The organism is Streptomyces akebiae (assembly GCF_019599145.1).
Taxonomy (GTDB): domain Bacteria; phylum Actinomycetota; class Actinomycetes; order Streptomycetales; family Streptomycetaceae; genus Streptomyces; species Streptomyces akebiae.
On sequence record NZ_CP080648.1, the window covers coordinates 235,330 to 259,970 of the forward strand.

The following is a 24,641-nucleotide window of genomic DNA, read 5'->3' on the forward strand; positions in this document are numbered from 1 at the left end:
GATGGCGCGTCGTCGGTGCCGGCCGAGACCATCCCTGAGCGGTGGAGAACTCGATGAATACTCGTGACGAGAAGGCCGTAGAAGCCCTCAGGGCCTCCCTGAAGGAGGTCGAACGCCTTCGCAGGCAGAACCGGGAGATGCGGGATGCCGCCCGCGAACCGGTGGCCATCGTCGCGATGAGCTGCCGGCTCCCCGGCGGCGTCGGCGCGCCGGAGGAGCTGTGGCGGCTGGTCGCCGACGGCACCGACGCGATCGTGGACTTCCCCGACGACCGCGGCTGGACGGAGACCGGGCCCGCCCCGGAGGGCTACGCCCGCCGGGGCGGATTCGTACCGCACGCCACCGACTTCGACGCCGCGCTGTTCGGCATCAACCCTCGCGAGGCCCTCGCGATGGACCCCCAGCAGCGCCTGCTCCTCGAGGCGTCGTGGGAGGCCCTGGAACGGGCGGGCATCGACCCGCACTCGCTGGCCGGCAGCGACACCGGGGTCTTCATCGGCGCCTCGCCGACCGGGTACGCCACGGTCGGCCGGATGCCGGAGAGCACGGTGGGCTACCAGCTCACCGGCAGCGCCCACAGCGTGCTGTCCGGCCGGCTCTCCTACGTGTACGGCCTGGAGGGCCCGGCGGTCACCGTGGACACCGCCTGCTCGTCGTCGCTGGCCGCGCTGCACCTGGCGGTGCAGGCGCTCCGCCAGGGCGAGTGCGGCCGGGCACTCGTCGGCGGCGTCGCCGTGATCACCACCCCGGACGCGTTCAGCGAGTTCGGCAAGCAGGGCGGCATGGCCTCCGACGGGCGCTGCAAGTCCTTCTCGGCCGGAGCGGACGGCACCGGCTGGAGCGAGGGCGTCGCGGTCCTGGTGGTGGAACGGCTCTCCGACGCGCGCCGGCTGGGGCACGACGTCCTCGCCGTCGTCCGGGGCAGCGCGATGAACCAGGACGGCGCGTCCAACGGCCTCACCGCCCCCAACGGCCCGTCCCAGCAGCGCGTCATCCGTGCCGCGCTCGCCGCCGCCCGGCTCACCCCCGCCGACATCGACGCGGTGGAGGCGCACGGCACCGGCACCAGACTGGGCGACGCCATCGAGCTCAAGGCCCTCCAGGACACCTACGGCCGCGACCGGGACACCGCCCACCCCCTGTGGCTGGGCTCCCTCAAGTCGAACATCGGCCACACGCAGGCCACCGCCGGCGTCGCCGGCGTGATGAAGAGCGTCCTGGCGATGCACCACGACCAGCTGCCGCGCACGCTGCACGTCGAAGAGGAAAGCCCCCACGCCGCCCGGCCGGGCGGCGGCGTCCGTCTGCTGAGCGAGCCACGGCCGTGGCCGCGCGGTGAGGCGCCCCGGCGGATCGGCGTCTCGGCGTTCGGCATCAGCGGCACCAACGTCCACGTGATCATCGAGGAGGCGCCGGCCCCGGACCCCGACGGGCTGCCGGACGCCACCGTCTCGGCGCCCGCCGAGGCGCGGCCCGCACGGCCCCACGGGCCGGTCGTCTGGCCGGTGTCGGCACAGACCGCCGCCGCGCTGCGCGTGCAGGCCGAGCGGCTGGCCGGGCAGCTCCGCGAGCGGCCCGAAAGCCCGGCCGACGTCGCGTGGTCGCTGGCGACCACCCGGGCCGACCTGACACACCGCGCTGTGGTGTCCGGCACCGGCCACGAGGACCTGCTCGCCGGGCTCGCCGCGCTGACGACGGGCGCAACCGCCGGGGGCGTGGTGTCGGGCGTCGTCGGCGAGGGCCGGACGGCGTTCCTCTTCACGGGCCAGGGCGCCCAGCGCATCGGCATGGGCCGCGAACTGTACGAAGCCCACCCCGCGTTCGCGGAGGCCTTCGACGCCGTGTGCGCGCGGATGGACCTGGAACGGCCGCTGCGCGACGTGGTGTTCGGCGACGCGGAAGCGCTCGGCCGGACCGTCTACGCCCAGGCCGGCCTGTTCGCGCTTGAAGTCGCGCTGTTCCGCCTCCTGGAGACGTGGGGCATGTTCCCCGACGTCCTGCTGGGACACTCGATCGGCGAGGTGGCCTGCGCACACGTGGCGGGAGTGCTGTCGCTGGAGGACGCCTGCCGGCTGGTGTCGGCGCGCGGCCGGCTGATGGACGCGCTGCCGTCCGGCGGAGCGATGCTCGCCGTGGAGGCCGCCGAGGACGAGCTGGAGCTGCCCGACCGGGTGGATCTCGCGGCCGTCAACGGCCCCACTTCGGTGACGGTCTCCGGTGACGCCGACGCGATCACGGTACTGGAGGAGCGACTCCGGGCGCAGGGCGTCCGGGTCAAGCGGCTCACCGTCTCGCACGCGTTCCACTCGCACCTGATGGAGCCGATGCTCGACGAGTTCACCGCCGTCGCACAGTCGTTGACGTACCACACCCCCGAGATCCCCGTCGTCACCACCGCACCGGGCGACCTCGCCACCCCCGGCTACTGGGTGAGCCAGGTCCGCGAGCCCGTCCGCTTCGCCGACGGCGTGACGCAGCTGCGCGCCGACGGCGTGACGCGCGTGGTCGAACTGGGCCCGGACGGGGTGCTGTGCGCCCTGGCGCAGCAGAACGCCGCGGACCTCGTCTGCGCACCCCTGCTGCGCAGGGACCGGGGCGAGCAGGAGGCCGGCCTCGCCGCGCTCGGCCGCCTGTGGGCCTCCGGAGCCGACGTGGACTGGCCCGCGGTACTGCCCGAAGGGCGCCGTGTCGACCTGCCCACCTACCCGTTCCAGCGCGAGCGCTACTGGCCCGAGCCCCACACGGACGCCCCGGCCGCCGCTCCCACGCCCGCCGACGGTGACGAGGCCCGGTTCTGGGAGGCCGTCGAGCGGGAGGACCTCGCCGCGCTGGCCGAGACCCTCGGCATACGGGACGACGCCGGGGCACTGGAGGAGCTCGTACCCGCGCTCTCCTCGTGGCGGCGCTCCCGGCACGAGGACGCCGTCCTCGACTCGTGGCGCTACCACGTCGCATGGAAGCCGCTCGCCGGCGACCCCCACTCCACCGCCCCCACCGGCACCTGGCTGCTCCTCACCTCCGGGGAGACCACACCCGCGCGGGAGGTGGCCGACGCGCTCAGCGCCGCCGGAGCCCAGGTCCGCGAGATGACGCTGGCACCCACCGACGACCGGTCCGCCATCGCCGAGCGGGTGGCCGTCGCTGCCCCGGACGCGGTCCTGTACGTCGCCGGAAGCCCGGACGGGAACCCGTCGCAGACCGCGGCGGCAGCCGAACTCGCGGCGCTGCTCACGGTGTTCCAGGCGGTCAGCGACGCGGAGACCGGCGCCACCCTGTGGTGCCTGACCCGGGGCGCGGTGTCCACCGGAGACGGCGACCGGCCGACCCGCCCCGAACAGGCACTGCTGTGGGGCCTGGGGCGCGTCGCCGCGCTCGAACGGCCGGCGGTGTGGGGCGGCCTGATCGACCTGCCGCCGACCGTGGACGGCACCACGGGTGCACTGCTGACGACGCTCCTCGCCGGCGACCGGGGCGAGGACCAGGTGGCCCTGCGCGACGGGCGGGCCTACGGCCGCCGCGTCGTACGGGCCCCACGGGCCGAGGCCCCCACGCGCCAGTGGACGACCGACGGCACCGTACTCGTCACCGGCGGCACCGGCGGACTCGGCGCCGACGTCGCCCGGTGGCTCGCGGGACGCGGCGTACCGCACCTGCTCCTTGCGAGCCGCCGCGGCCAGGACGCACCCGGCGCCGACGACCTGACGGCCGAACTGACCGAACTCGGCGCCCGGGTGACGGTCGCCGCCCACGACATCGCCGACCGGGAGTCGCTGGCCGCCCTGCTGGCCGCAGTCCCCGCCGAGTTCCCCCTCACCGGTGTGGTGCACACCGCCGGGGTCGGCGACGGCAGCCCGCTGCTCGAGACCGACGAGGCCGGGCTCACCGAGGTGATCGGCGGCAAGGTCACGGGCGCGGCACTGCTCGACGAACTCACCGACGACCTCGACCTGTTCGTCGTGTTCTCCTCCATCGCCGCGACCTGGGGCAGCGGCGGACAGGGCGCGTACGCCGCCGGCAACGCGTACCTCGACGCGCTGGTCGCCGACCGCCGCGCGCGCGGCCTGACCGGCACCGCGATCGCCTGGGGGCCGTGGGCCGAGATCGGCATGGCCAAGGACGACGAGGTCGTGGAGGCGCACCGCCGGCGCGGGCTGGCGGCGCTGGACCCCACGCTCGCCGTCAGAGGGCTCGGTGACGCGGTGGACCGCGACGAGACGTACGTGAGCATCGCGGACGTCGACTGGCAGCGGTTCGCGCCGGCCTTCCTCTCCGGACGGCCCAGCCCGCTGCTCGCCGAACTTCCCGAAGCCGCAGCGGCGGCCGGCGACGCAGCCGGTGCCCCCGACGCCGACACGGTGTCCTCGGAACTGCGCGACGAACTGGCCGCCGCACCCGAGTCCGAATGGCCGCGCCTGCTGCTGGAAGCCGTCCGCACCCACACCGCGAGGGTGCTCGGACACGCCGGAGCGGGCGCCGTGGAACCCCGCCGGGCCTTCCGGGACGTCGGCTTCGACTCGCTGACCGCCGTGGAGCTGCGCAACGTCCTCACCGCCGAGACCGGGCTGCGACTGCCGGCGACCCTCGTCTTCGACCACCCGACCCCGGTGGCGCTGAGCGAGTACCTGCTCGGCGAGCTGTCCGGCGGAGCGCGGACCCCGGCGACGGCCGTACAGCTCCCCGCCCCGCCCTCGCCCGACGACGACCCGGTGGTCATCGTCGGCATGAGCTGCCGCCTGCCGGGCGGCGTGGACGGCCCACAGGCGCTGTGGGACACGGTCGTGTCCGGCACCGACGGAACCGGCCCCTTCCCGGCCGACCGCGGCTGGGACGCCGACGTCGTCGGCGCGTCGTACGCGCTGCGCGGCGGCTTCGTGGACGCGGCGACGGACTTCGACGCGGGCCTGTTCAACATCTCGCCGCGCGAGGCGCTCGCGATGGACCCGCAGCAGCGCCTGCTCCTCGAGGCCTCCTGGGAGGCGCTCGAGCACGCCGGAATCGACCCGCTCTCCCTGCACCGCACCTCCACCGGCGTGCTCGTCGGCGCTTCCTCGTCCGGCTACGGCATGGGCACCGACCTGGCCACGGGCACGGAAGGACACGTCCTTGCCGGCGGCGCCAACAGTGTGATCTCGGGCCGCGTGGCGTACACCCTCGGTCTTGAGGGTCCCGCGGTGACGGTGGACACGGCGTGTTCGTCGTCGCTGGTCGCGCTGCACCTGGCCGTGCAGGCCCTGCGCCAGGGAGAGTGCGAACTGGCACTGGCCGGCGGCATCACCGTCATGGCCGTGCCGAGCATCTTCGCCGAGTTCGAGCGGCAGGGCGGACTCTCCTCGGACGGCCGCTGCAGGGCCTTCGCGGACGCGGCCGACGGCACCGGCTGGAGCGAGGGCGTCGGCCTGCTTGTGCTGGAACGGCTCTCGGACGCACGGCGCAACGGGCACGAGGTGCTGGCCGTCGTGCGGGGCTCGGCCATCAACCAGGACGGTGCGTCGAACGGCCTGACCGCGCCGAACGGCCCCTCCCAGGAGCGGGTCATCCGGCGGGCCCTGGCCGACGCGCGCCTGGGCACCGCCGACGTGGACGTCGTGGAGGCGCATGGTACGGGTACGACGCTGGGTGACCCGATCGAGGCGCAGGCGCTGCTCGCGACGTACGGGCAGGACCGTGAAGAGCCCCTGTATCTGGGGTCGTTGAAGTCGAACATCGGGCACACCCAGGCGGCCTCGGGCGTCGCGGGCGTGATCAAGATGGTCATGGCGCTGCGGCACGGAGTGCTGCCGCCGACACTGCACGTGGACGAGCCGTCCTCCCGGGTGGACTGGGAGGCCGGGGCCGTCGAACTGCTGACCGAGGTGCGTCAGTGGCCGGAGACGGACCGGCCGCGCCGCGCCGGTGTCTCCTCGTTCGGAATGAGCGGTACGAACGCGCACGTGATCCTTGAGGCCGCGCCCGAGCCCGACGGCGACGAGGTGCCTGCCGCTCCGGTGGTGGAGGCCGGTGGTGTGGTGCCGTGGGTGCTGTCGGGGCGTACGCAGCAGGCGCTGCGGGGTCAGGCCGCGCGTCTGCTCGACCACGTCCGGGAGTTGGACGCGGACGGCGGACCGACGGTCGGTCGGATCGGCTTCTCGCTCGCGGCGACGCGTGCCGCTCTGGGGCACCGCGCCGTCCTCCTGGGCTCGGACCTGGCAGACCTGCGCCTGGCGCTCGAGGCCCTGGCCGAGGGCCGCGAGGTCGCCGACGCGGTGACCGGTGTCGCGGGTTCCGCGCAGACCGGACCCGTGTTGGTGTTTCCGGGGCAGGGGTCGCAGTGGTTGGGGATGGGTCGGGAGCTGGCGGGCTGGTCGTCGGTGTTCCGGGAGGGTCTTGAGGAGTGTGCGGTGGCGTTGGAGCCGCATGTGGACTGGTCGTTGTGGGAGGTGTTGGAGAGCGGGGACGAGGTGTTGTGGGGTCGGGTGGATGTGGTCCAGCCGGTTCTGTGGGCGTTGATGGTGTCGCTGGCGCGGTTGTGGCGTTCGTGTGGTGTGGTGCCGTCGGCGGTGGTGGGGCATTCGCAGGGTGAGATCGCGGCTGCGGTGGTGGCTGGTGGTCTGTCGGTGGTGGACGGTGCTCGTGTGGTGGCGTTGCGTTCGCGTGCGCTGCGGGTGTTGGCGGGCCGGGGTGGGATGGTGTCGCTGGCGGCCGGTCCGGAGGTGGCCGGGGAGCTGGTGGCGGGTTTTGGGGGCCGGGTCTCGGTGGCCGCGGTCAACGGTCCGGGTTCGACGGTGGTGTCGGGTGAACCGGATGCGCTCGATGCTTTGATGGTTTTGTGTGAGGGGCGTGGGGTTCGGGCGCGTCGGGTGCCGGTGGACTACGCGTCGCATTCGGTGCAGGTGGAGGAGTTGCGGGAGCGGATCCTCGCCGATCTGGCTCCGATTGTGCCCAAGTCCTCGTCGGTGCCGTTGTATTCGTCGGTGACCGGTGGGCGTATCGACACGGCGGTGATGGATGCGGGCTATTGGTATGAGAGCTTGCGGTCGTTGGTGCGGTTCGACGAGGCGACGGCCGCGTTGCTGGCTGATGGCCGGTCGGTGTTCCTGGAGTCCAGTCCGCATCCCGTCCTGACCCCTGGCATCGAGCAGACCCTCGAAGCCGCCGACGCCGAAGGCACCGTCCTGGGCACCCTGCGGCGCGACGAAGGCGGACCCCAGCGGTTCCTGACCGCGCTGGCCCAGGCATGGACCGCCGGCGTGGACGTCGACTGGTCGAGCCTGCTGTCCGCCGGCCCCCGGATCGAGCTGCCGACGTACGCCTTCCAGCGCGAGCGCTACTGGCCGAAGCAGGCCATGACCGGCGACGTCTCGGCCGTGGGCCAGTCCGGGCTCGCCCACCCCCTGCTGGGCGCCGTCGTCGCCCTCCCCGACGGCGGCGTGGTGCTGACCGGCCGCCTGTCACCGTCCGCCCACCCGTGGCTGGCCGACCATGTCGTGCTCGGCGCGCAACTCGTGCCCGGCACCGCGCTGGTGGAGATGGCGCTGCAGGCCGGCGACCAGGTCGGCTGCGGAGTACTGCGCGAACTCGTGCTCCGGACACCGCTCGCCCCGGCGCCCGGCGGCGTGGCGATCCGCGTGGCGGTGGGCGCGGCCGAGGACGACGGCGACCGCCCGGTGGAGATCTTCTCCCGACCCGCCGACGAAGCGGAATGGGTCTGCCACGCCGCAGGCCTGCTGGGCGTCTCGGAGACCCCTGCCCCGGCAGGCCCCGGCACGACCGGCGATGAGGTATGGCCCCCGGCCGGTGCGCGACCGGTGGAGACCGCTGGCTTCTACGACGGCCTGGCCGACGCCGGATACGTGTACGGCCCCGCGTTCCGGGGGCTGCGGGCCGCGTGGCAGCAGGGCGACACGGTCTTCGCGGAGATCGCACTGGATCAGGAGTCCGACGCCGACGGGTTCGGGATACATCCCGCGCTGCTGGACGCCGCGCTGCACGCGGCGGGCCTGGTCACCGTGGCCGGAGACGAAGGAGCACGGCTGCCGTTCGCGTGGAAGGGAGTGTCCCTCCACGCCACGGACGCCACGTTCCTGCGGGTGACGCTGACGGTCGGAGCGGACGGGCTCGACGTCCGGGCCACCGACCCGGCAGGACTGCCGGTGGTGACCATCGACTCCCTCGTCCTGCGCGAGATCACCCCCGACGCCCTCTCCCAGGCACTGGGCCGAGCCCAGGACCACACGGTCCGCAGCACCCTCTTCGCCCTCGACTGGACGCTTCTCCCGGACACCGGAAACACAGCACCCGACACCACGGACTGGGTCACCACCGGCCTGTCCGCCTCCGGTACGCACCCGACCGACACGGCCCCGCACGCACCGGTCACGGTGCTCCCCCTGCCCGACCCCACACCCGGGGCCGACACGGCGGACGCGGTCCGGCAGACCACGCACGACGTCCTGCACGCCGTCCAGGAATGGCTCGCCGACGAACGGTCCGCGCAGGCACGCCTGGTGGTCCTCACGCGCGGCGCCGTCCCCGCGGCCCCCGGACAGGCCGTGACCGACCTCGCCGGAGCGGCGGTCTGGGGCCTGCTGCGCTCGGCGCAGACCGAACACCCGGGCCGGATCGTGCTGCTCGACCGTGACCCGGCGGGCGGGGACGACGAGACCTGGCCCGCCTGGGCCGTCGTCGACGACGAACCGCAGCTCGCCGTCCGCGACGGCCGGGCCTGGGTGCCCCGCCTCGCGCACCGCGACACCGCCGACGCGCTCGAACTCCCCGCCGGAACGGCCGCCTGGCGGCTGGACGTCACCGACGAGGGGACCCTCGAGAACCTCGCCCTCGTCGCCACCCCCGAAGCCGACGCCCCCCTGGCACCCGGCCAGGTCCGGGTCGCCGTGCGCGCTGCCGGAGTGAACTTCCGGGACGTCCTCATCGCCCTCGGCATGTACCCCGACCAGGCCCAGATGGGCGCCGAGGCGGCCGGCGTGGTGACCGAGACCGGACCCGGCGTCACCGATCTGGCCGTGGGCGACCGCGTGTTCGGCTTCTTCAGCGGCGGCATCGCCTCACGCGCCGTCACCGACCGCCGCCTGCTGGCGCCCGTCCCCGCGGGCTGGTCCTTCGCCCAGGCGGCGACCGTGCCGGTCGTCTTCTCCACGGCGTACTACGGCCTGACCGACGTGGCGGCCGCCCGCCCCGGAGAGTCGGTGCTCGTGCACTCGGCGGCGGGCGGCGTCGGCATGGCGGCGCTCCAGCTCGCCCGCCACCTCGGCCTGGAGGTGTTCGGCACGGCGAGCCCCGGCAAGTGGGACACGCTGCGCTCCGCCGGCCTCGACGACACGCACATCGGCTCCTCGCGCGACCTCGCCTTCGAGGACCGCTTCCGGTCCGCCACCGGCGGCCGCGGCGTGGACGTGGTCCTCAACTCGCTGGCAGGCGAGTTCGTCGACGCGTCGCTGCGTCTCCTCGCCGACGGCGGCCGGTTCGCCGACATGAGCCGCACCGACCTGCGCGACACCGCGCAGGTGGCGGCCGACCACCCGGGAACGCACTACCGGGCGTTCAACCCCGCCGAAGCGGGAGCCGACCGTATGCGGGAGATCCTCAGTGAGGTCCTCGCCCTCTTCGACAACGGCGCGCTCACCCTGCTGCCCACCACCGTGTGGGACGTACGGGACGCGGCCTCCGCGTTCCGCTTCATCAGCCAGGCCCGTCATGTCGGAAAGAACGTCATGACCGTGCCGGCACCCCTCGACCCCGACGGCACCGTCCTCATCACCGGCGGCACCGGGACCCTGGGCGGACTGCTCGCCCGGCACCTCGTCACCGAGCACGGCGCCCGGAACCTCCTGCTCCTCAGCCGCCGGGGCACACAGAGCGCGGGCGCGGCCGAGCTGCTCGACGACCTCCACGCGCTCGGAGCCCGGGCGGAGGTCGTGGCCTGCGACGCCGCCGACCGCGACGCGCTGGCGGAGGTCCTCGCGGCCGTCCCCGCCGAGCACCCGCTCACCGGCGTCGTACACGCGGCAGGGGCCCTCGACGACGGCGTGTTCGAGGCGATGACGCCCGCCCGCCTGGACGCCGTACTCCGGCCCAAGGTGGACGCGGCCGTCCACCTGCACGAACTGACGGCCGACGCCGACCTCGCCCTCTTCGCGCTCTATTCCTCCGCCGCGGCCACCTTCGGCACCGGCGGTCAGTCCAACTACGCCGCGGCGAACGGCTTCCTCGACGGCCTTGCCTCCTGGCGCCGCTCCCACGGCCTGCCCGCCCAGTCCCTGGGCTGGGGCCTGTGGGAACAGGCCAGCGCGATGACCGGCCATGTGCTCGACCCCTCGACGGCACCGTCCGCGACCAGGTCCGGCAGCAGGAAGGTCCCGACGCTGGACACCGAGCTGGGCCTGGCGCTCTTCGACGCCGCGTCCGCCATGCACCTCCCGCACCTGGTGCCCGTCGCCCTCGACCGCTCCCGTGACGCTGCGGTCCCCGCCCTGCTGCGCGGGCTGATCCGCCCGCTGGGCCGGCGGGCCGCCGGCCGCGACTCGGACGCCCACACCACCCTCGCGCGGCGGCTGCACGGGCTGTCCGCCGCGGAACGGCGCGAGGCCGTGCTCGATCTCGTACGCGGCAACGCCGCGACGGTCCTCGGGCACGCCCACACCGACGCGATCGGTGCCCGCCAGGCCTTCCGTGCCCTCGGCTTCGACTCGCTGACGGCCGTGGAACTGCGCAACCGCCTGAACGCCGCGACCGGTCTCCGGCTCCCGGCCACCCTGGTCTTCGACCACCCCACCCCGGCGGTGCTCACCGACCACCTCGTCGGCCTGCTGGGCGGCGAGCCCGCGCTGGAGGCCGCCGTACGACCTGAGCCGGCCGCCGCCACGCACGCGGAGCCGGTCGCGATCGTCGGCATGGCCTGCCGGCTGCCCGGCGGGGTCGCCTCCCCGGCAGACCTGTGGTCGATGGTCAGCACCGGCGCGGACGCGATCGCCGGCTTCCCGGCGGACCGCGGTTGGCCGGCGCGCGTCGTCGCGGGCGAGGCCGCACGCGGCGGTTTCGTGGACGGGGTGACGGAGTTCGACGCGGGGCTGTTCGGGATCTCGCCGCGCGAGGCGCTGGCGATGGACCCGCAGCAGCGGCTGCTGCTCGAGGCCTCGTGGGAGGCGTTCGAGTCCGCGGGCATCCGCCCCTCCGACGCGCACGGATCGGCCACCGGTGTCTTCGTCGGTGCCGCCCACGCCCAGTACGGCCTGGGAATGCACCTGCCGGACTCGGCGGCCGGGCACGTGATGACCGGCACCGCGACCAGCGTGGCCTCGGGCCGGCTGGCGTACGCCTTCGGGCTCGAGGGCCCGGCGGTGACGGTGGACACGGCGTGTTCGTCGTCGTTGGTGGCGTTGCACCTGGCGGCGCAGGCGCTGCGCAACGGCGAGTGCGACATGGCACTGGCCGGTGGTGTCACGGTGATGTCCACACCTGGTGTCATCACCGAGTTCGACCGGCAGCGCGGCCTGGCCTCGGACGGCCGGTGCAAGGCGTTCGCGGACGACGCGGACGGCACCGGTATGTCCGAGGGTGTGGGCCTGCTGCTCGTGGAGCGGCTGTCGGATGCTCTCGCGCGTGGCCATGAGGTGTTGGCCGTGGTGCGGGGTTCGGCGGTGAACCAGGATGGTGCGTCGAACGGTTTGACGGCGCCGAACGGTCCGTCGCAGGAGCGGGTGATCCGGCGGGCGCTGGCGAACGCGCGGCTGGTTCCGTCGGACGTGGACGTGGTGGAGGCGCATGGTACGGGTACGCGGCTGGGTGACCCGATCGAGGCGCAGGCGTTGCTGGCGACGTACGGGCAGGACCGGGCGGAGCCCCTGTATCTGGGGTCGGTGAAGTCGAACATCGGTCATACGCAGGCGGCTGCGGGTGTGGCGGGTGTGATCAAGATGGTGCTGGCGATGCGGCACGGGATCGTGCCGGCGACGCTGCATGTGGACGAGCCCTCGTCCCGGGTCGACTGGTCGGCGGGGGCGGTGCGCCTGGCGACGGAGAACCGGGAGTGGCCGGAGGCGGACCGTCCGCGCCGGGCGGGCGTCTCGTCGTTCGGGATCAGCGGCACCAACGCCCACATCATCCTCGAACAGGCCCGAACGGACGCCCCCGCGGATGTGGTGGACGCACCGGGAACCCTGGGCTGGGTCGTCTCGGCCCACACGGCAGAAGGGCTGTGCGCCCAGGCTGAGCGCCTGAGCCGGGCGTCCGCGGAACACGAGCTCGCCGCGCAGGACGTGGCGTGGTCACTGGCCACGACCAGAGAGGCCCTGGACCACCGAGCGGTCATCGTGGGCAGCACCCCGTCGGACCTCGCGGACGGCCTGTCCGCCCTGGCCGCTGCCGAGCCCTCGAACCGGGTCGTCACCGGCACCGCGCGCGAGGGCAGGACCGCGTTCCTGTTCTCGGGTCAGGGTGCGCAGCGGGTCGGTATGGGGCGTGAGCTGTACGAGGCGTTCCCGGTGTTCGCCGACGCTTTCGACGCGGTCTGTGCACGCGTGGATCTCGAACGGCCTCTGCGTGAGGTGGTGTTCGGTGAGGATGCGGAGCTGTTGGCCCGGACGGTCTACACGCAGGCGGGGCTGTTCGCGGTCGAGGTGGCGCTGTTCCGGCTGGTGGAGTCCTGGGGTGTGACCCCGAGTGTCCTCGTGGGCCACTCGATCGGTGAACTGGCTGCCGCACACTGCGCCGGGGTGCTGTCTCTGGACGATGCGTGTGTCCTGGTGTCGGCGCGTGGTCGTTTGATGGACGCGTTGCCGTCGGGCGGCGCGATGCTGGCCGTGGAGGTGGCCGAGGACGGGCTGGAACTGCCCGAAGGGGTGGACCTGGCGGCCGTGAACGGGCCCATGTCGGTGACGGTTTCCGGTGACGCCGATGCGATCGGCGCGCTGGAGGAGCGGCTGCGCTCCGAGAACGTACGGGTCAAGCGCCTGACCGTCTCGCACGCGTTCCATTCGCGTCTGATGGAGCCGATGCTCGACGAGTTCGCGGCGGTCGCGAAGTCGTTGACGTACAACGCCCCGACGGTCCCGGTCGTCGCCACGGCGCCCGGGGACATGGCGAGCCCGGACTACTGGGTGGGCCAGATCCGTGAGCCTGTCCGGTTCGCCGAGGCGATCGCCTCGCTCGCCGGGCCCACGCGTTTCCTTGAGCTCGGCCCTGATGGCGTGCTGTGCGCCTTGGGCCGGCAGTCCGTCGGCGAGGGTGTCTTCGCGCCGTCGCTGCGCAAGGACCGGGGCGAGGGCGAGTCGGTGCTGGCGGCGCTGGGTCGTCTGTGGGTCTCGGGTGTCGAGGTGGACTGGTCGGCGGTGCTGCCCGCGGGCCGTCGTGTCACGCTGCCGACGTACGCCTTCCAGCGTGAGCGCTACTGGCCCGAGGCGCCGGCGATCGGTGCGCAGGCCGGCACTGCCGGGCTCTCCGACGAGGTCGAGGCCCGGTTCTGGGAAGCCGTCGAGCGCGAGGACCTCGCCGGACTCGCCGACACCATCGGACTCCCGGACACATCGGAGCACCTGGACTCCGTGCTCCCCGCCCTCTCGGCGTGGCGGCGCTCGCGCCGCGAGGAGTCGCTGACCGAGTCCTGGCGCTACCGCACCACCTGGACCCCGCTCTCCGGCCTCGTGGAGACGGCCGCGTCGGCCGGCACCCTGTCCGGCACCTGGCTGCTCGTCGGCGAGCCCCGGCCCGCCCTCGCCGACGCACTCCGCGCCGCCGGTGCCGACGTACGCGCGGTGGCAGGCGACGCCGAAAGCCTCGGCGCCGCCCCGCACACCGTCACCGGCATCGTCGTGGTGGTCCCGTCCACCGCGGTGGTGACCGAATCCGTGGCCCTTCTGAGGCTGCTGGACGAAGCGAAGATCGACGCCCCTGTGTGGCTGGTCACGAGCGGGGCGGTGTCGGTCGGCCGCTTCGACCCGTTGCTCAGCCCCGAGCAGGCACAGGCGTGGGGACTCGGCCGAGTGGCGGCCCTGGAACAGCCGTGCCGCTGGGGCGGCCTGATCGACCTCCCGGCCGAGCCCGACGCCCGCGCGACCCGACTCATGGTGTCCCTTCTCGCGGGCGGCACCGGCGAGGACCAAGTGGCGGTGCGCACCTCGGGTGCGTACGGCCGACGCCTGGTCCGTACGAACGCGGGCGCCCCGGTCACAACGCCCTGGACGCCCACCGGCACCATCCTGATCACCGGCGGGGTAGGGGCGCTCGGCGGACACGTGGCGCGCTGGCTCGCCGGGCGCGGGGCGCCCCACCTGGTGCTGCTCGGCCGCCGGGGCGCGGACACACCCGGCACCGAAGCACTCGTGGCCGACCTGGCCGCTCTCGGCACCGAGGCGACCGTCGCCGCGTGCGACGTCACCGACCGGGCCGCGCTCGCGGCGGTGCTGGACGAGATCCCGGACGCGCACCCGCTGACCGGCATCGTGCACGCCGCCGGAGCAGGACAGGCCAGGCCGCTCGCGGACACCGACGACGCGGAGATCGCCCGCGTCCTGGACGCCAAGGTGGCCGGCGCCGCACATCTCGACGAGCTGACCCGTGAGCGCGGCCAGGAACTGGACCTGTTCGTCGTCTTCTCGTCGATCGCCGCCACCTGGGGCAGCGGCGGGCAGGCCGTCTACGCGGCCGCCAACGCCCACCTCGACGCGCTCGTCGAACAGCGGCGGGCGCACGGGACCACGGGCACCTCGGTGGCATGGGGACCTTGGGCCGGACCTGGCATGGCCGAGGTGGGCGGCGCGGAGGAGCACCTGCACCGGCACGGTCTGGTCGCCCTCGACCCGCACCTCGCCATCGTCGCCCTCGCCCGCGCCGTGGACCTGGGCGAGAGCTGCGTGACCGTCGCCGACGTGGACTGGGCGCGGTTTGCCCCCGCCTTCGTGTCCGGCCGCGACAGCGCCCTCCTCACCGGACTGCCCGAGGCCGCCGCGGCACTCGCGCCCGTACCGACGGCCGGCGCCCAGACCTCGGGGTTCCGCGACAGCCTCGTCGCCGCGCCCGAGGGACGACGCCACGGCATGCTGCTCGACCTGATCCGATCGCGTGCCGCCGTCTGCCTCGGCCTGCCCTCCGCGGCGGCCGTCGAAGCCGACCGGTCCTTCCGCGATCTCGGCTTCGACTCGCTCACCGCCGTCGAACTGCGCGACCTGCTGGGCGCGGAGACCGGACTCGCGCTGCCTGCGACCCTCGTCTTCGACCACCCGAACCCCGACGCGCTCGCGGCACATCTGGCCGGCGAGCTGCTGGAGCACGCCGGTCCGCTCGCCTCGGCGACCCCGGCCGTCCAGGGCACCGTCGTGGCCGGCGCGGACGAACCGATCGCGATCGTCGGCATGAGCGCCCGCTACCCCGGCGGGGTGCGCTCGGCCGATCAGATGTGGGACCTGATCGCGCGCAAGGGCGACGGCGTCGCCGGATTCCCGGCCGACCGGGGATGGCCGGCCGACGCCATGGAAGGCGTATCGGCCGCCGGCGGCTTCGTCGACGGCGCGACGGAGTTCGACGCGGGCCTGTTCGGGATCTCGCCGCGCGAGGCGCTGGCGATGGACCCGCAGCAGCGGCTGCTCCTCGAGGCCTCGTGGGAGGCGTTCGAGTCGGCGGGGATGAATCCGCGCTCGCTGCGTGGCCGGCCGGTCGGCGTGTTCGCGGGAGCCTCCTCGTCCGGGTACGGCGACGCCGGCGGCCTGGACGGAGCCGAGGGTTACCTTCTCGCCGGCACCGCCAACAGTGTGATCTCGGGCCGGGTGGCGTACGCCTTCGGGCTCGAGGGGCCCGCGGTGACCGTGGACACGGCGTGTTCGTCGTCGCTGGTCGCGATGCATCTGGCGGCGCAGGCGCTGCGCAACGGCGAGTGCGACATGGCGCTGGCCGGTGGCGTGACGGTGATGACGACGCCGGGTGTGTTCGCGGAGTTCGAGCGCCAGGGCGGCCTCGCCTCGGACGGCCGGTGCAAGGCGTTCGCGGATGCCGCCGACGGCACGGGCTGGGGCGAGGGCGTCGGCGTACTGGTGCTGGAGAAGCTGTCCGACGCACGACGTCTGGGCCACGAGGTACTGGCGGTCGTGCGCGGCTCGGCCGTCAACCAGGACGGCGCGTCCAACGGCCTGACCGCCCCGAACGGCCCCTCCCAGCAGCGGGTCATCCGCCAGGCACTGACGGCGGCGCGGCTGACCCCGTCGGACGTCGACGCGGTCGAAGGGCACGGTACGGGCACCAGGCTGGGTGACCCGATCGAGGCGCAGGCGCTGCTGGCGACGTACGGGCAGGACCGCGACGAACCCCTGTACCTGGGCTCGGTGAAGTCCAACATCGGGCACACGCAGGCTGCTTCCGGTGTCGCCGGCGTGATCAAGATGGTGCTCGCGATGAGGCACGGCATCCTTCCTGCGACGCTGCACGTGGACGAGCCGTCGTCGCAGGTGGACTGGTCGGCGGGCGTGGTGCGGCTGCTGACGGAGGCACGGGAGTGGCCGGAGGCCGGCCGTCCCCGCCGGGCCGGCGTGTCGTCGTTCGGCATCAGCGGCACCAACGCCCACATCATCCTCGAACAGGCCGAACCCACCCCGCAGGCCGCCCTCCCGGTGGCCGCGGCGGACACCCTGGGCTGGGTCGTCTCGGCCCACACCGCCGAGGGGCTGCGCGCCCAGGCGGAGAGCCTGGTCCGCGTGCACGCGGAGCTCGACGTCGCCGCACGGGACGTGGCGTGGTCGCTGGCGACGGGGCGTGCGGCGCTGGAGCACCGGGCGGTCGTGCTCGGTGACGACCGCGACGAACTGCTGGCCGGGCTCGGTGCCCTGGCCGAGGACAGGCCCGTGCCGTCCGTGATCCGCGACGAGGCCGAGCCCGCCGGGCTGGCGCTGCTGTTCACGGGCCAGGGAGCGCAGCGGGTCGGTATGGGGCGTGAGCTGTACGACGCCTTCCCGGTGTTCGCCGACGCTTTCGACGCGGTCTGTGCACGCGTGGACCTCGAACGGCCCTTGCGTGACGTCGTGTTCGAGGACGGCGAGGCACTGGACCGGACCGTCTATGCCCAGGCCGGGCTGTTCGCGGTCGAGGTCGCGCTGTTCCGGCTGGTGGAGTCCTGGGGTGTCACTCCGGACGTCCTGGTCGGTCATTCGATCGGTGAGCTGGCCGCCGCGCACTGCGCCGGGGTGCTGTCCCTGGACGACGCGTGTGTCCTGGTCTCGGCGCGCGGTCGGCTGATGGACGCGTTGCCGTCGGGCGGCGCGATGCTGGCCGTGGAGGCGGCCGAGGACGGGCTGGAACTGCCCGAGGGCGTGGACCTGGCGGCCGTGAACGGCCCCACCTCCCTGACGGTCTCGGGCGACGCCGACGCGATCGGCGCGCTGGAGGAGCGGCTGCGCTCCGAGAACGTACGGGTCAAGCGCCTGACCGTCTCCCACGCGTTCCACTCGCACCTGATGGAGCCGATGCTCGACGAGTTCGCCGCCGTCGCGGAATCGTTGACGTACAACGCCCCAGCCATCCCCATCGGCGCCACGGCGCCGGGGGACATGGCTACTCCGGACTACTGGGTCGCCCAGATCCGTGAGCCCGTCCGCTTCGCCGACGCCGTACGCCAGGCCGCGGACGCCGGCGCCACCCGCTTGCTCGAACTCGGCCCCGACGGGGTGCTCTGCGCCCTTGCCCAGCAGACCGTCTCCGACCACGCTCCTCTGCCGTTGCTGCGCAAGGACCGGGGAGAGGCCGCCACCGTGCTGCGTGCGCTGGCCGGCCTCTGGGCTTCGGGCGTCGCGGTCGACTGGGCCATGGTGCTGCCCGAAGGCCATCGCGTCACGCTGCCGACGTACGCCTTCCAGCGCGAGCGGTACTGGCCGCAAGCCGCCGTCACCGCAGCCGCCGTGCCCGCCGCCGACGCGGTGGACACCCGCTTCTGGGACGCGGTCGAACGCGCCGACGTGGACCAGCTCGCCGGCCTCCTCGGCTCCGACGACTCCCTCGACCTGCTCACCCCGGCGCTGCCGGTGCTCTCCTCGTGGAGCCGTCAACGGCGCCGCGAATCCGTGCTCGGATCGTGGCGCTACCGCACGACGTGGCGCCCGGTCGCCGGCCTGCCCGCGACCGCCCCGTCCCTGACCGGCCGCTGGCTGCTGGTCGTACCGGAGACGCCCGCCGACGACGCCGCATCCGCACCGGCCGACGCGGTCGCCGCGGCGCTCGCCGCCGCCGGTGCCGAGCCGTTCCGGCTCGACGTGAGCGCCGACACGGACCGGGCTGCACTCGCCGCCCAGCTCGCCGCCGCAGGCCCGGTGCACGGAGTGGTCTCGCTCGCCGCCTGGGCGCAGCAGTCGGCTCCGGGCTCGGCGGTGCCCGCCGGGCTCACTCTGAACCTGAACCTGTTCCAGGCACTCGGCGATGCCGGGATCACCGCTCGCTGCTGGGCGCTGACCTCCGGAGCGGTCTCCGTCGGGCGCGCGGACGTGCTGGCCCACCCGGTACAGGCACAGACCTGGGGACTGGGACTGGTCGCCGCACTGGAGCACCCGGACCGCTGGGGCGGCCTGGTCGACCTTCCGCCCGTCCTGGACGCACGGGGCGGGGCCCGGCTGGCCGCCGTCCTCGGCGGAAGCACGGGCGAGGACCAAGTGGCCGTGCGCGACTCCGCGGCGTACGGACGCCGCCTGGTGCGTGTGGAATCCGGTGACGGTGGCACATCGTGGTCGCCGTCGCGGCCCGGTTCGGTCCTGGTGACCGGCGGCACCGGCGCGCTGGGCGCGGTGGTCGCCCGCCGGCTGGCCGACCGAGGCGTACCGTGCCTGCTCCTGCTGAGCCGGCGCGGCACAAAGGCCCCCGGCGCGGCCGAACTCGTCACGGAACTGGGCGAGCGGGGCACGCGGGTGATCGTGGCGACGGGCGACGTGAGCGACCGGGAAGCACTGACCGCGGCACTGGCTCAGCTCCCGGCGGAACTCCCGCTGACCGGAGTCGTCCATGCCGCGGGCGCGCTGGACGACGGCACCCTCGACACGCTCACCCCCGAGCGCTTCGAGGCGGTACTGACGGCGAAGGCGTCCGGCCTTGTGGCACTCGACGAACTGACCCGGCCGCACGACCTGGACTTCTTCGTGGCGTTCTCGTCGCTGGCCGGGACGATCGGCAGCGCCGGACAGGGCAACTACGCAGCGGCCAACGCCTTCGTCGACGCGTGGATGCGCGGGCGGCGCGACCAAGGGTTGCCCGGGGCGTCGATCGCCTGGGGACCCTGGGCGCGCAACGGTATGGCAGCCGAGGACCAGGCCGTGGCCGGGCGACTGCGCCGCGGCGGCCTCTCGCCGATGGACCCCGAACTGGCCGTGACGGCGCTCGAACAGGTCATCGCGGGCGACGACGCCGAACCGCAGCCGGCGGTGGCCGACATCGACTGGTCACTGTTCGCCGCCGGGCTCACCGAGAGCCGGCCGAGCGTCCTGCTGTCCGAACTGTCCGAGGCGGCCTCTGCCGTACGGGCCCCGAGCGGTGACTTCGGCCCGGCCGAAGGGTTCAGGGCCGAGCTGGCGGCGGCGCCGTCGAGCCGACGCGGCGGCCTGCTGCTGGACGCGGTCCGTGCGTGGGCCGCGGCGGTGCTCGGGCACCGCTCGGCGGACGTGATCGGTGCCCGCCAGGCGTTCCGCGACCTCGGCTTCGACTCGCTGGCAGCCGTGGAGCTGCGCAACCTGATCGGTGCCCGCACCGGTCTGACCCTGCCCGTCTCGCTGGTGTTCGACCGGCCGACCCCGGAGGCACTGGCGGGCTTCCTCGAACAGGAGATGTTCGGCGCGGAACAGCCGGCGGAGCCGGCGGTCGCCGGGACCCTCACCGGGACCGGCGCCGACGCGGCCGACGAGCCGGTGGTGATCGTCGGCATGAGCTGCCGGCTCCCCGGCAGCGTGGCGACGCCCGACGAACTGTGGGGACTGCTGACGGGCGGAGTCGACGCGATGACCGGGTTCCCGGACGACCGTGGCTGGAACCCCGGCAGCGCCCGCGCGGCGTTCGCGCCGGAGGGCGGTTTCGTGGACGGGGTGACGGAGTTCGACGCGGGGCTGTTCGGGATCTCGCCGCGCGAGGCGCTGGCGATGGACCCGCAGCAGCGGCTGCTGCTCGAGGCCTCGTGGGAGGCGTTCGAGTCCGCCGGGGTGGATCCGCGCGGAGTGCGCGGAAGCACGGTCGGCGTCTTCGCCGGCACGAACGGCCAGGACTACCCCCAGGTGGTCGCCGCCTCGGGTGAGCCCATCGAAGGACACGTGGCCACAGGGAACGCCGCGGCGGTCCTCTCCGGCCGGGTGGCGTACGCCTTCGGGCTCGAGGGCCCGGCGGTGACGGTGGACACGGCGTGTTCGTCGTCGTTGGTGGCGTTGCACCTGGCGGCGCAGGCGCTGCGCAACGGCGAGTGCGACATGGCACTGGCCGGTGGTGTCACGGTGATGTCCACGCCGACGGTGTTCGCGGAGTTCGAGCGCCAGGGCGGACTGGCGGCCGACGGCCGCTGCAAGGCGTTCGCGGACGCCGCCGACGGAACCGGCTGGGGCGAGGGCGTTGGTGTGCTCCTGGTGGAGCGGCTGTCGGATGCTCTCGCGCGTGGCCATGAGGTGTTGGCCGTGGTGCGGGGTTCGGCGGTGAACCAGGATGGTGCGTCGAACGGTTTGACGGCGCCGAACGGTCCGTCGCAGGAGCGGGTGATCCGGCGGGCGCTGGCGAACGCGCGGCTGGTTCCGTCGGACGTGGACGTGGTGGAGGCGCATGGTACGGGTACGAGGCTGGGTGACCCGATCGAGGCGCAGGCGCTGCTGGCGACGTACGGGCAGGACCGGGCGGAGCCCCTGTATCTGGGGTCGGTGAAGTCGAACATCGGTCATACGCAGGCGGCTGCGGGTGTGGCGGGTGTGATCAAGATGGTGCTGGCGATGCGGCACGGGATCGTGCCGGCGACGCTGCATGTGGACGAGCCCTCGTCCCGGGTCGACTGGTCGGCGGGGGCGGTGCGCCTGGCGACGGAGAACCGGGAGTGGCCGGAGGTGGACCGTCCGCGCCGGGCGGGCGTCTCGTCGTTCGGGATCAGCGGCACCAACGCCCACATCATCCTCGAACAGGCCCGAACGGACGCCCCCGCGGATGTGGTGGACGCAGCCGACCCGCGGGATGACGCCGCGGCGCCGTGGCTGCTGTCGGGCCGGTCGCCCAAGGCGCTGGCGGCACAGGCCGAGCGGCTGCGCGGGTTCCTCGCCGGAAGGCCGGACCTGGCACTCGCGACGGTGGCGCGGACCCTGCTGTCGCGCGCCCGACTGGAGCACCGCGCGGTGGTGTCCGGTGCCGACCGCGACGAACTGCTGGCCGGCCTGAGCGCGCTGGCCAACGGCGAGCATGCCCGGGGCCTGGTGCGAGACCGGGTCGTGCACGGAGGGCTGGCGCTGCTGTTCACGGGTCAGGGTGCGCAGCGGGTCGGTATGGGGCGTGAGCTGTACGACGCCTTCCCGGTGTTCGCCGACGCTTTCGACGCGGTGTGTGCACGCGTGGATCTCGAACGGCCTCTGCGAGACGTGGTGTTCGAGGACGGCGAGGCACTGGATCGCACGGTCTACGCCCAGGCCGGGCTGTTCGCGGTCGAGGTCGCGCTGTTCCGGCTGGTGGAGTCCTGGGGTGTCACCCCGGACGTCCTGGTCGGTCATTCGATCGGTGAGCTGGCCGCCGCGCACTGCGCCGGGGTGCTGTCCCTGGACGACGCGTGCCGTTTGGTGTCGGCGCGTGGTCGTTTGATGGACGCGTTGCCGTCGGGCGGTGCGATGCTGGCCGTGGAGGTGGCCGAGGACGGGCTGGAGCTGCCCGAAGGGGTGGACCTGGCGGCCGTGAACGGGCCCATGTCGGTGACGGTTTCCGGTGACGCCGATGCGATCGGCGCGCTGGAGGAGCGGCTGCGCTCCGAGAACGTACGGGTCAAGCGGCTGACCGTCTCCCACGCGTTCCACTCGCACCTGATGGAGCCGATGCTCGACGAGTTCGCGGCGGTCGCGAAGTCGTTGACGTACAACGCCCCGACCGTTCCCGTCGTCGCCACGGCGCCCGGGGACATGGCGAGCCCGGACTACTGGGTGGGCCAGATCCGTGAGCCTGTCCGGTTCGCCGAGGCGATCGCCTCGCTAGCCGGGCCCACGCGTTTCCTTGAGCTCGGCCCTGATGGCGTGCTGTGCGCCTTGGGCCGGCAGTCCGTCGGCGAGGGTGTCTTCGCGCCGTCGCTGCGCAAGGACCGGGGCGAGGGCGAGTCGGTGCTGGCGGCGCTGGGTCGTCTGTGGGTCTCGGGTGTCGAGGTGGACTGGTCGGCGGTGCTGCCCGCGGGCCGTCGTGTCACGCTGCCGACGTACGCCTTCCAGCGTGAGCGCTACTGGCCCGAGGCGCCGGCGATCGGTGCGCAGGCCGGCACTGCCGGGCTCTCCGACGAGGTCGAGGCCCGGTTCTGGGAAGCCGTCGAGCGCGAGGACCTCGCCGGACTCGCCGACACCATCGGACTCCCCTACGCACCCGACGAGTTCGGGACCCTGCTGCCGACGCTCTCCTCGTGGCGCAGGCGCTCCCGGGAGGACTCGGCACTCGCCGGGTTGCGCTACCGGGTCGACTGGCGGCCCACCATCGTGCCGGATGCCGTGCTCGACGGAACCTGGCTGCTCGTCATCGAGACGGGCGACGCGGACGACGACGCGGGCGTCGGTGACGCGCTCCGGTCCGCCGGTGCCGAGGTCGTCCGCCTGGCGGTGGACGCGGCCCGACCCGACCGGGACGACCTGGCCGCACGCCTCCGCGCGTCCGCCGACGCCGTCACGGGCGGCATCACCGGTGTCGTCCACGTGGCAGGACCGCACGCTGGCCTGCCGATGGAACTCGCCCTCGTCCAGGCCCTCGGAGACGCCGAGCTCGGCGCACCTCTGTGGTGCCTGACCCGCGGCGCCGTCGCGGTCAACGCGGGTGACCGGGTCACCCAGCCCGAGCATGCGCAGCTGTGGGGCTTCGGACAGGTCGCCGCGCTCGAGAACCCCAAGCGCTGGGGCGGTCTGATCGACCTGCCCGCCGACCAGGGTGCGTGGAACCCGGCCAGGCTGGTCGCCGTCCTCGCCGGAGTCACGGGCGAGGACCAGGTCGCCGTGCGCGGCGGTCGCGTCCTCGGCCGCCGCCTCCTCCGGGCCGGCCAGGCGGAGCAGGCCGCACAGGCCTGGTCACCGTCGCGACCGGGCACGGTACTGGTCACCGGCGGCACCGGTGCGCTCGGAGCCACCGTGGCCCGATGGCTGGCGGACCGAGGCGTCGCGCATCTGCTGCTCACCGGCCGCAGAGGCTTGCATGCCCCCGGCGCCGCGGAACTGCTCGCCGAGCTGGAGGCCAAGGGCGCCCGGGTGACCGTCGCGCAGTGCGACGTCTCCGACCGGGAAGCGGTGGCCGAACTCCTCGCCTCCGTCCCGGCGGACCTGCCGCTGACCGGTATCGTCCACGCCGCGGGCGTTCCCCAGTCGGAGCTGCTGGAACGCACCGGGCCCGAGGCCATCGCGGCGGTGACCGACGCAAAGGTACGCGGGGCGGCCCACCTGCACATGCTCACCACCGACGCCGACACGTACGCGGACCTCGAACTCTTCGTGGTCTTCTCATCCATCGCGGCCACCTGGGGCAGCGGCGGGCAGGCTCTCTACGCGGCGGGCAACGCGTACCTGGAGGCGCTGGTCCGCGCTCGCAGGGACCGCGGGCTGGCCGGCACCTCGGTGGCGTGGGGGCCGTGGGCGGGATCCGGCATGGCCGCGACGGGGGAGGCGGAGGAGTACCTGCACCGCCGCGGTCTCGCCCCCCTCGACCCGCAGCTCGCCACCGCCGCGCTGGCGCAGGCGATCGACGGCGGAGAGTCCGCCCTGACGGTCGCCGACGTCGACTGGGCACGGTTCACACCGGTGTTCACCTCGGGCAGGCCGAGCCCGCTCTTCGCCGAACTGCCGGAGGCCGTCCGCGCACTGACGGCGGAGGTACCGGACGACGAGGGCGACACCGGTCTGCGCGACCGGCTCGCCACGCTCAGCGCCGGCGAGCGGCTGGCCGAACTCGGCCGGCTGATCCGGCACACCCTCACCGTCGTCCTCCGCTACGCCCCGGACGACCACATCGACGACTCACGGCCCTTCAGCGACCTGGGATTCGACTCCCTGACCGCGGTCGAGTTCCGGGACCTGCTGGCCCGGGAGTGTGGGCAGCCCCTCCCGGCAACGCTCGTCTTCGATCACCCGACACCGGCCGCGCTCGCCGACCATCTGCACCGCACGCTGCCGGGCGCCGCGCCGGTCACGGACGTCGGGCCGCTGATCGGAGCGCTGGACGCGCTGGAAGCCATGGTGGCCGACAGCCCGCCGGACGAGCTGTCGAAGGCGCGGCTCACCGTCCGCCTGCAGGCCTTCCTCGACACGTGGACGGCGACCGGCCCGGCCGGCAGGAACAGCAGGACGGTCCGGAGGGCCGATGCCGGCGACACTGCCGACGAGCCCATGGCCGACCGGATCGCCGCCACCGAGGACGACGACGAGCTGATCAACCTCATCCGTGAGCAGCTCGGCGACGGCCCGGCCGACTGATCCCGCCGCTCGACGCGACGTGGCCCGGACCGGGTT

Annotated in this window: 1 protein-coding gene; it reads left to right on the top strand. The window is 73.9% G+C overall.

Features of this window, described 5'->3' with window-relative positions:
• Positions 1–53 precede the first annotated feature (53 nt).
• Complete coding sequence (locus tag K1J60_RS46805) at positions 54–24,605, top strand: type I polyketide synthase (protein WP_263013092.1); 24,552 nt, start codon at positions 54–56, stop codon at positions 24,603–24,605.
• Positions 24,606–24,641: the final 36 nt, after the last annotated feature.